This is a genomic window from Roseateles sp. (assembly GCF_052436255.1).
Taxonomy (GTDB): domain Bacteria; phylum Pseudomonadota; class Gammaproteobacteria; order Burkholderiales; family Burkholderiaceae_C; genus Pelomonas.
In genome coordinates this window covers 26,180-34,845 of the sequence record NZ_JBQVNP010000043.1, presented here as the reverse complement: position 1 = coordinate 34,845, position 8,666 = coordinate 26,180, and the positions used below count along the sequence as shown (strand labels likewise).

Genomic DNA, 8,666 nt, shown 5'->3' with positions numbered 1-8,666 from the left:
GTGGCAGGCCAGGCATTCGCTGTTGCGGAAGAACACCGGCCGGCCGCAGGCGCAGCTGTAGGCACGCGCCATCAGCGGCGGCGGCACGGCTCGTGACGTGGCGGCGACGGGCACCATCAGGCCAACACCAGAACCAGACTGGCCGTGGCCGTGCCGATAGCCGCCCCGAACAACACGTCACTCGGGAAATGCAGACCCAGCACCACGCGCGCCAGGCCCACCAGCACCGCGAAGCTCCACAGCAGCGGCGCCAGCGTTGGGTAGAAGGCCGACAGCAGCAGCGCGAATGCAAAGGCGTGCAGCGTGTGGCCACTCGGGAAACTGAAAGCGTCGGGCACCCTGGCGCAGGCGCGGATGTCGCCACAGCGCTCGAAGGGCCGCTGGCGCCGCGTGCTGCGCTTGAGACCGTAGTACAGCCCCAGGTTGATGGCGCCCAGCAGCAGCATCAGCTGCGCCTGGCGCAGCCCGCCTTCCCTCACCCAGGGTTGCAGCAGCATCAGCCCGACCCACAACGGCCCGTCGGCCAAGCGGCTGCACAGGGACAGGCCCTGCAGCAGCAGCGGCCTTGCCGCGGCCCGATGCAGGGCCTGGGCGCCGCGCAGGTCCAGCTCGGCGCTGCGCAGGCGGCCGGCGTCAAGCCAGGGCGGCATGGGTTGGCAACGTGCGGCCCGCCTCGGCCACCCGCATCAAATGCTGCTCGAAGCGGCGCTGCACGCCGGCCCAGTCGACCTGCATGGCGGCCAGCCGCGCTTCCAGGCGCAGCAGGCCGTCGGGCGCCGAGGCGTCCAGCGCACGGGTGCAGGCGTCGAGGAAGGCATCGGCTGCGGGCTGGCCGACACAGGGAGGTGCCAGGCAGCCGCTGACGCCATCGCGCACGTGCTGGGCCGCCGCGCCGGTGTCGAAGGCGGCCACGGCCAGGCCGCTGGCCAGCGCCTCCAGCGTGACGTTGCCGAAGGTGTCGGTCAGGCTGGGGAACAGGAAGACGTCGGCGCTGGCGTAATGGCGTGCCAGCGCGACGCCGGTCTGCACGCCGACGAAGCGTGCCGTCGGGTGGGCAAGCTCCAGCTTTTCGCGCATCGGCCCGTCACCCACCACCACCATGCGCAGGCCCGGGCGTCGCGCGCTCAGGCGTTCGAAGGTCTGCAGCGCCAGGCCGGCGTTCTTCTCCGGCGCGAGCCGGCCGACATAGAGCATGACGCGATGGTCGGCGCCGGCGCGCCAGTCGCGGCGCAGCCGGGCGTCGCGCTTCTCGGGGTTGAAGAGCTCGGCGTCCACGCCCCGGCCCAGCACCTGCAAGCGCTCGAAGCCGTGCGCCGCCAACTGGCGTTGCATCTCGGGCGTCGGCACGAAATTGCAGTCGGCCATCGCGTGCAGCCGCCTGAGATAGCCGAGCACGAACGGCTCCAGCCAGCCCAGGCCGTAGTGGCCGCAATAGGCGTGAAAGTTAGTACGGAAGTCGGCGCTGGTGGGGATGCCTTCGCTGCGCGCGGCGCGCAGCGCGGCCCAGCCCAGCGGCCCGGGTGTGGTCACATGCACGAGGTCGGGCAGCGCCGCCTCCTCGCGCCACAAGGCGCGCAGCGCCCCGGTCGTGGCAAAGCCGTAACGCAGCTCGGGGTACATCGGGATGGGCCCGCCGCCGCAGCGCCACTCGTCGCCATCACGGCGCGAGGCCTCGCCGGCCTGGCGCGGCCTGATCACCTGCACGGCATGGCCCGCCTCGCGCAGATGGCGTACGGCGCGCGCGGCGGTCAGGGCAACGCCGTTGATCTCCGGCGGAAAGGTTTCGCTGACGTAGGCAATGCGCACAGACAGGACTCCAACGGTTGCAAGCCCTTGCCTCGGCAATCGGAATGCCCGCCACCCCCTTGGGCATGCCCCTTGCTGCGCGGCCCCATGCCATCACCCACGCTGGCCGGAGGGCCCTTGCGCTGGCGCCGCACCCCGGTGCATGACGAAACGCCGCTGCCGGCACACCTGTCCACCGTGGTGCGCCCGGCCGTCTTCATCGCCAAGGACGGCACGCTGATCGAGAACGTGCCCTACAACACCGACCCGGCGCTGCTGCGGTTCAGGCCCGGTGCCGCCGAAGCGCTCGGCGCCTTGGCGGCGAACGGCTGGGCGCTGCTGGTCGTGACCAACCAGAGCGGCCTGGCGCGCGGCTACTTCACGCGCACCCAGTTCGCGCGGCTGCAGGAAAGGTTGGAAAAGGGCTTGCAGCAAGCCGCCGATGTGGCCCTGCTGGACTTTCTCGTCTGCCCCCATGCACCCGCGCCGGACGGCGGGCCGGCCTGCCTGTGCCGCAAGCCGGCACCCGGCCTGTTGCGCCGCGCCGCAAGACGTCACGCCATCGACCTGGCAAGCTCATGGATGGTCGGCGGCCTGCTGGACGATGTCGAGGCCGGCCACCGCGCGGGTTGCCGCACGCTGCTGCTGTCGGACCGCGGCCAAAGCCCATGGCGGCACACCCCGCTGCGCCCGCCCGAGGCGGTGTGCCACGACTGGGCCGGCGTGGTCCGGCACATCCTGCTCACGCCGCCCGGGATGGCACCTTCTGCGCCTTGACGTCCGCCTTCTCGCCTGCCCCGGCGAGCGTCGACCTTGCCGCGCGCGACCGCAACAGCGCCATCAACTGCCGCTCCGCAGCCGCCAGGCCGGTCTTGGCGCCCGGTGCCGCGGCCCAGGGTTGGCCGCGCAGCGCGGCGCGTGCCGGTGCGTCGCTCAGTGCCTCGCCCAGGGCCAGCACGCGCGGGTGGATGTAAGCCTTGCGGCAAACCGCGGCCGTATTGCCCAGGCGTTGCGCCACGCCTTCCACCACCTGCTGCGGGCGGCAGGGGTCAGCGGTCTCGGCACAGGCCTGCAAGGTGAGCTGCAGTGCCAGCACGCTGCCATGCCAGGTGCGGAAGTCCTTGGCCGTGACGCGCTGGCCGGCGGCCTCGGCCAGCCAGGCGTTGACGTCGGCCGAGCCGACCGGATGGCTGGCGCCGTTCTCGTCGACATAGCGGAACAACTCCTGGCCCGGCAACTCGCGGCAGCGTCGCACGATGCGAGCCACGCGCCGGTCGGCCAGGCGCACCTGGTGGCGCACGCCGCTCTTTCCCACGAAGGACAGCTCGATGGCATCGCCCTTGATGCCAGCATGGCGGTTGCGCAATGTCGACAGGCCGTAGGAGCCGTTTTCGCGCGCGTAGCTGGGGTTGCCGATGCGCAGCCAGGTGGCGTCGAGCAGGCGCACCAGCGTGGCCAGCACGCGCTCGCGCGTCGGCTCGGCGCGCCCGGCCAGCGCGCGCTGCACGCGGCGGCGCAGCCGCGGCAGCACGGCGCCAAAGCGCAGCAGGCCGTCGAACTTGGTCTGGCCGCGGCCGGCCAGCCAATCGGCGTGATACCGGTACTGTTTGCGGCCCCGCGCATCGCGCCCGGTGGCCTGCAGGTGACTGTCGGCATGCGGGCTGATCCACACATCGGTCCAAGCCGGCGGGATCGCCAGCTTGCGGATGCGCGCCAGCTCGATGTCATCGCGCAGCGGCCGGCCGCCGACGGCACGATAGGTAAAGCCATTGCGGCCCGGCCTGCGCGTGATGCCGGGGCTGGTGTCGTCCAGCCAGCGCAGCCCGGCGCGACGCGCCTGCTGAACGCTCGGTACGGGGGTGGATGCCATCACCGCGCCGAGCACACGCCGTGCCAGGCGTGCAGGCACGCCGATTGCCGGGATTTGTAAATGCATGTGACCTATTCGCGGCCCCCGCAGCAGGCGCAGGACGGCCGTCCTGCGCCGGGCCCCCATCTGCTGGACGTGTCGATGTTCTGGGGCGCCACGGGGGGCGTGCGGCGCGTGCTGACGGCCAAGCATGAGCGGCTGCGCAATCTGGGCTGGCGCCACACCATCATGGCGCCCGGGGCCGCGGGCCCCGGCATGTTGGACAGCGGGGGCATCCTGATGCCGCGCACCGGCGGCTACCGGCTGGTCGTCAGCCGTGGCCGCGCACTGCGCCAGATGGAGTTCGTCGCACCCGACATCATCGAATCGGCCGACCCCTACATGCTGGCCTGGGCCGCGCTGGCCGCCGCCGAGCAGCTGCGCATACCGGCGGTGGCCTTCTGCCACAGCAACCTGCCCGAACTGATGGCGCGCCTGGTGGGCGGCCCGACCGCCACGGCCACCAGGCTGGGCCGGACGGCCGAGCGCTGGGCACGGCGCTATCTCGTCAATCTCTACCGGCACTTCGACCTGGTCATGGCACCCAGCCTTGGCCTGGCCCGCCAGCTGCAGGCCTGGGGCGTGCCGCGCGTGACGGTACAACCGCTGGGGGTGGATTGTTCCGTCTTCACGCCCTGCGCCAGGGACCAAGCCTGGCGCGCGCAGCTGAGCCGCGACCACGGGCTGGCGCCATCGACACGGTTGTTGATCTATACCGGCCGCTTCGCGCCCGAGAAGAACCTGCAGCTGCTGGCCGATGCGGTGGGCCTGCTCGGCCGCGGCCATGTGCTGGTGGCCGTGGGCGACGGACCAGCGCCGCCGGTCGGCGAGCAGGTGCTGGTGCTGCCACCCGAGAACGACAGCCGGCAGTTGGCCCGCATGGTCGCCAGTTGCGACGCCTATGTGCACGCCGGCAACCAGGAGACCTTCGGCCTGGGCCTGCTCGAGGCCATGGCCTGCGGCACGCCGGTGGTGGCCGCCGACGCCGCCGGCCTGGCCGAGCTGGCCCGCGGCGCCGGCCTGCTGGTGGATCGGCCGCGTGCGGGCTCCTGGGCCGAAGCCATGGAGGCCAGCCTGGGCGGCAACAACAGCACCCACCGCCGTGCCGCGCTGGCCCGCGCGCAGACACGGGACTGGCCACGCGTGCTGGCGCAGATGACGCGGCGCTACGCCGTCCTGCTTGGCCAGAACGCCGCACCGGCCTTGCCCGCCATCGCTGACCGCGCGCTGCCGCTGCGGCCCTGGGCGGCGGGGCAGCTGGCCCGCCAGCGTTGACGACCCGCATGGCCGGCGCGGTCTGCGTCGTGCTGCATGACGTGTCGCCGGCGCGCTGGGAGGGCTGCCAGCGCGTGCTCAAGGAACTGCGCCGCTGCGCTGCCGATGTCGGAATCGCACTGCCATTGACGCTGCTCGTCGTGCCGCGCATGCATGGCGACACGGCACTGCCAGAGCGCTACCTGCACTGGCTGCGCGGCATGGCCGGCGCCGGCCATGAACTGGCCCTGCATGGCCTGACCCACCGCGACGAAGGCCCGCCGGTGCGCGGCCTGCGCGACTACCTGCTGCGCCGCCACTACACCGCCGGCGAGGGCGAGTTCGCCGCCTTGTCGCTGGCCGAGGCGACCCGGCGCCTGCAAGAAGGCCGGACCTGGGCGAAGGCGCATGGGCTGCGGATGAGCGGCTTTGTCGCGCCGGCCTGGCTGCTGGGCGAAAGTGGCCTGCAGGCGGTGGCTGATGCCGGCTTTGCACACACCTGCACGCTGACCGAAGTCGTCGCCCTGCCACGCTGCCAGGTCATGCCTGCACCCAGCCTCGTGTTCAGCACCCGCGCGGCCTGGCGGCGCGGGCTGTCGCTGGCCTGGAACCCGCTCGTGGCTCGCCGGGCGCGCCGCGCGCCTCTGCTGCGGTTTGAGCTGCACCCCGCCGACGCTGATCACCGCCGGGTGGTGCGCTGCTGGACAAGCCTGCTCAGCGAGGCGCTGCGCACGCGCACGCCCGTGCGGCTGGCCGAGGCAGCGCAGCTAGCCCGTGTTCATCGGTCTGAATGGGCTTCTTCGGGCTTAGACCCGCGCGGATGAGCGCTGCTACCGAGGTCCTGGCGGTGGCCGGCCGGCGCCGCCCAGTCGGCCAGCAGCACCGCGATGGCGGCGTCGACTTCGGCCCAGCGTGGAGCGTCCAAGTCAGCCTCGGCCAAGGCCTCGTCGATCTGCGCGAATTGCAACTGCACCAAGCCTTCGAGCAGAGCCGCGACGGCACGCTGCTGGGCATCCTCGCTGGTGCGAGAGCTGAGCGCCGTCAGTTCATGCAGCGCATCAAGGCCTTCTGGCGCCTGGGCGAGCATGGGCTGCAGCAAATGCTGCTGTAAGTGGCAGAGCAGTTCCACGCCCGCGCAAGCGCGGCGCAGCGCCAGGCCGCGGCGCTCGGGAGGGGCACGGCGGCAGGCGTCGAACTGCTCGTTCAACACCCGCCGGAACTCGGCCAGCCGCGTCAGCGGGTGACGCAGCGCCCGGTGTGCTGGCGCCATCAGCGCCAGTTGCGGCTGCTTGAACTGCTGCGCGAGCCGAGCAGATGCCAGACCGCGAATACCAGGGTGCCGACGGCGGCAGCGACCAGGGCCGAACGGACCGGCTCGTCGCGGACATATCCAATCGTGCGGTCGGACGCATTGACAACGCGCGAACGCATGTCGCGCATCACCGGTGCGACGGCATCGCGCACGCCGCTGACACTTTCGCCCAGGTGGTCGAGGCCGCGCCGTGCGGCGCTCTCGGCCTTGTGCAGGCCGTTGCGGGTGGCTTCGCTCGCTTCGTTGTACAGATCAGAGTGACCCATGGTGGTGCTCCTTGGTGAAGTTGTCAGGGACATCTTCCAAGGCAAACGGCGCGCCAGCCCTCCCGGCTCGATCAGCTCGGGCGCGGCTGGACGCTGACTTCATTGACCACCTCGACCGCGCCGGCCTCACGGGCCAGCGCAGTGATGCGCGCGCGCACGGCGGTACTCGGGGCCACGCCGCGCAGCCGGACACGACCGCCGGCCAGGTCGACGCGAATGACCAGCCCGGCGAGCTCGTGATCCTGCGCCAATCGTGCCCGCACCGTGGCGGCCACGCCCTCGTGTGCGGCCGATGCCGCGGGTTGCGAGGCTGCGGGCGCCTGCGCGGCCAAGCCGGCCTGGCAGGCGACGCCCAACGCCAGCCCGGCCAGCCACGGCCTGCACCTCAGCGACATGCCCGCAAGCTAGTCGGGCGGCGAGCTGCCGTCCACCGCCGCCGCGCCTTCGGCCGCATATTCCTTCAACCGGTTGTACAAGGTCTTCAGGCTGATGCCGAGGACGGCGGCCGTGCGTTCCTTGTGGTGATTGAAGTGACGCAGGGTGGCCAGCATCAGCGCGCGCTCGGCTTGAGCCACGCTGGAACCGATGGGCAGCGTGATGAAGGGCATGTCGGCAACGGCCGCCGCGGTCTCGGCCGGCCGGGTCGGGGGGGCCGGGATGCTGACTGGCCGTGGCGGTGGCGCGGCCTCCGGCAGGCTGGCGAGATTGCCCCAGCCCGAAGTGACCCCCGTTTCAGTCGCGGCCGGCAGCCAGGTCTCGTCGATGGTGTCGCCCTGTGCCATCACATAGGCGCGCTGCACGACATTGCGCAGCTCGCGCACGTTGCCGGGCCAGCCGTAATCCACCAAGGAGGCCAACGCCGCCGGCGAGAAGCGGCGCACGGTGCCTTCCTGCTCGCTGATGGCGGCCAGGAAGTGATTGGCGAGCAGTGGGATGTCGGCCGAGCGGTCCCGCAGCGGCGGCAGCGAGATGGGGAAGATGTTGAGGCGGTAGAGCAGGTCCTCGCGCAGCTTGCCCGAGGCCACGGCCTGGTAGGGCAGGCGGTTGGTGGCAGCGACGATGCGCACATCGGTCTCCAGCGCGGTGGTGCTGCCAACGCGCATGAAACGCCCGGTCTCCAGCACGCGCAGCAGCTTGACCTGCAGCTCCAGCGGCATCTCGGTGATCTCGTCCAGGAACAACGTGCCACCGCTGGCGCGCTCGAAGAAGCCCTGGTGCTGGCGCTCGGCGCCCGTGAAGCTGCCCTTCTCGTGGCCGAAGATCTCGCTTTCGATCAGGTTGGGGCTGATCGCGCCGCAATTGACCGCCAGGAAGGGCCGCTTGCGCCGGCGGCTGAGGTCATGCACGGTCTGGGCGACGACCTCCTTGCCGGTGCCGGACTCCCCTGTGATGAAGACCGACACACTGGTGCCGGCCACCCGCGAGATCTGCTCGTAGATGCGCTTCATCGGCGCGCTGCGGCCCCAGAGGTGGCCGAAGTGGCCGGACTCGTCGAGGTTGGCCGTCAGGCCCTGCACTTCGGCCTGCAGCGCTGCCGGCTTCATGATGCGCGACAGCACCCCTTGCAACTGCTTCAGGTTGACGGGCTTGACCAGGTAGTCGGCCGCCCCCAGGCGCAGCGCCTGAATGGAAGTTTCGAGGTTGGCGTGGCCGGTGCACAGGACGACTTCTGAATTGGCTACCAGCTTGGGATCGGCCAGCAGGTCCATGCCGTTGCCGTCGGGCAGGCGCAGGTCCAGCAGCAGGATGTCCGGCTGTTGCAGTGCGATCTGCCGGCGGGCATCACGCAGGTTATGGGCCACGGCAACGGTGAATTTTTCGCCCGCAATCAGCTCGCGCAGCGAGGCTGCGGAGTCATGGTCGTCGTCCACCACGAGGGCGTGTGGCATGCGATTCGTTTCCTTCCGGCTTTGTTAATGAGATGGCCTGCATCGGGAGAGTCATTTTCAACAGATTCGGCGGGCGCGGGAAAAAAATGCCGAACTCTTAAGGCTATCGGCCTGTACGGCATCGGGCATGCCGCCTGCTCCTCGTTGATCATCCTGAACCGTAGCGACATGCCAAATCATGTTCAATCCCATGTTGCCTGCCACTGATTGCGGTGACGACCTGCCTGTGGCTCCGGCCTTCGGCCGCCTGC

At 70.9% G+C, this 8,666-nt stretch carries 10 protein-coding genes; 3 read left to right on the top strand and 7 right to left on the bottom strand.

Translation table 11 applies throughout. From position 1 onward, the window contains the following. Positions 1-116: 116 nt before the first annotated feature. Complete coding sequence (locus ACT6S0_RS12225; RefSeq protein ID WP_444764100.1) at positions 117-650, bottom strand: phosphatase PAP2 family protein; 534 nt, start codon at positions 648-650, stop codon at positions 117-119. Then, positions 634-1,806, bottom strand: a complete 1,173-nt coding sequence (locus ACT6S0_RS12220) for a glycosyltransferase family 4 protein (protein WP_444764099.1) — start codon at positions 1,804-1,806, stop codon at positions 634-636. Before ACT6S0_RS12220 ends, ACT6S0_RS12225 begins: the two co-directional genes overlap by 17 nt. Positions 1,807-1,893: 87 nt before the next feature. Here ACT6S0_RS12220 and ACT6S0_RS12215 point away from each other — a divergent pair, with 87 nt between their 5' ends. After that, positions 1,894-2,562 (top strand): D-glycero-alpha-D-manno-heptose-1,7-bisphosphate 7-phosphatase, encoded by a 669-nt coding sequence (locus ACT6S0_RS12215; protein WP_444764098.1) that lies wholly within the window; start codon positions 1,894-1,896, stop codon positions 2,560-2,562. Here ACT6S0_RS12215 and ACT6S0_RS12210 read toward each other — a convergent pair. After that, positions 2,528-3,721: a DNA topoisomerase IB gene (locus ACT6S0_RS12210; RefSeq protein WP_444764097.1), complete on the bottom strand. Its 1,194-nt coding sequence runs from the start codon at positions 3,719-3,721 to the stop codon at positions 2,528-2,530. The genes ACT6S0_RS12215 and ACT6S0_RS12210 overlap by 35 nt on opposite strands. Here ACT6S0_RS12210 and ACT6S0_RS12205 point away from each other — a divergent pair. Next, complete coding sequence (locus tag ACT6S0_RS12205) at positions 3,716-4,969, top strand: glycosyltransferase (protein ID WP_444764096.1); 1,254 nt, start codon at positions 3,716-3,718, stop codon at positions 4,967-4,969. The genes ACT6S0_RS12210 and ACT6S0_RS12205 overlap by 6 nt on opposite strands. Continuing rightward, a complete protein-coding gene (locus ACT6S0_RS12200; protein ID WP_444764095.1) occupies positions 4,966-5,772 on the top strand; it encodes a DUF2334 domain-containing protein in 807 nt (268 codons plus the stop codon). The genes ACT6S0_RS12205 and ACT6S0_RS12200 overlap by 4 nt, the downstream gene beginning before the upstream one ends. Here the strand turns inward: ACT6S0_RS12200 and ACT6S0_RS12195 are convergent. The 4 genes from ACT6S0_RS12195 to ACT6S0_RS12180 form a co-directional block, all read right to left on the bottom strand. Then, a complete protein-coding gene (locus tag ACT6S0_RS12195; RefSeq protein WP_444764094.1) occupies positions 5,727-6,218 on the bottom strand; it encodes a hypothetical protein in 492 nt (163 codons plus the stop codon). The two genes, ACT6S0_RS12200 and ACT6S0_RS12195, sit on opposite strands and share 46 nt — an antisense overlap. After that, positions 6,218-6,526 carry a hypothetical protein gene (locus ACT6S0_RS12190; RefSeq protein WP_444764093.1) on the bottom strand — a complete coding sequence of 103 codons (309 nt, stop codon included), beginning with the start codon at positions 6,524-6,526 and terminating at the stop codon, positions 6,218-6,220. Before ACT6S0_RS12190 ends, ACT6S0_RS12195 begins: the two co-directional genes overlap by 1 nt. Positions 6,527-6,597: 71 nt before the next feature. Then, positions 6,598-6,921 carry a BON domain-containing protein gene (locus ACT6S0_RS12185; RefSeq protein ID WP_444764092.1) on the bottom strand — a complete coding sequence of 108 codons (324 nt, stop codon included), beginning with the start codon at positions 6,919-6,921 and terminating at the stop codon, positions 6,598-6,600. Between the two features lie 9 nt (positions 6,922-6,930). Beyond that, positions 6,931-8,415, bottom strand: coding sequence for a sigma-54-dependent transcriptional regulator (locus ACT6S0_RS12180; RefSeq protein WP_444764091.1), 1,485 nt, complete (start codon positions 8,413-8,415; stop codon positions 6,931-6,933). Positions 8,416-8,666: the final 251 nt, after the last annotated feature.

What these genes read in the sequence shown, in the direction of transcription:
- ACT6S0_RS12225 (WP_444764100.1), bottom strand. Translation starts at nt 650, where the DNA reads ATGCCGCCCTGGCTTGACGCCGGCCGCCTGCGCAGCGCCGAGCTGGAC.
- ACT6S0_RS12215 (WP_444764098.1), top strand. Translation starts at nt 1,894, where the DNA reads ATGCCATCACCCACGCTGGCCGGAGGGCCCTTGCGCTGGCGCCGCACC.
- ACT6S0_RS12205 (WP_444764096.1), top strand. Translation starts at nt 3,716, where the DNA reads ATGCATGTGACCTATTCGCGGCCCCCGCAGCAGGCGCAGGACGGCCGT.
- ACT6S0_RS12210 (WP_444764097.1), bottom strand. Translation starts at nt 3,721, where the DNA reads ATGCATTTACAAATCCCGGCAATCGGCGTGCCTGCACGCCTGGCACGG.
- ACT6S0_RS12195 (WP_444764094.1), bottom strand. Translation starts at nt 6,218, where the DNA reads ATGGCGCCAGCACACCGGGCGCTGCGTCACCCGCTGACGCGGCTGGCC.
- ACT6S0_RS12190 (WP_444764093.1), bottom strand. Translation starts at nt 6,526, where the DNA reads ATGGGTCACTCTGATCTGTACAACGAAGCGAGCGAAGCCACCCGCAAC.
- ACT6S0_RS12185 (WP_444764092.1), bottom strand. Translation starts at nt 6,921, where the DNA reads ATGTCGCTGAGGTGCAGGCCGTGGCTGGCCGGGCTGGCGTTGGGCGTC.
- ACT6S0_RS12180 (WP_444764091.1), bottom strand. Translation starts at nt 8,415, where the DNA reads ATGCCACACGCCCTCGTGGTGGACGACGACCATGACTCCGCAGCCTCG.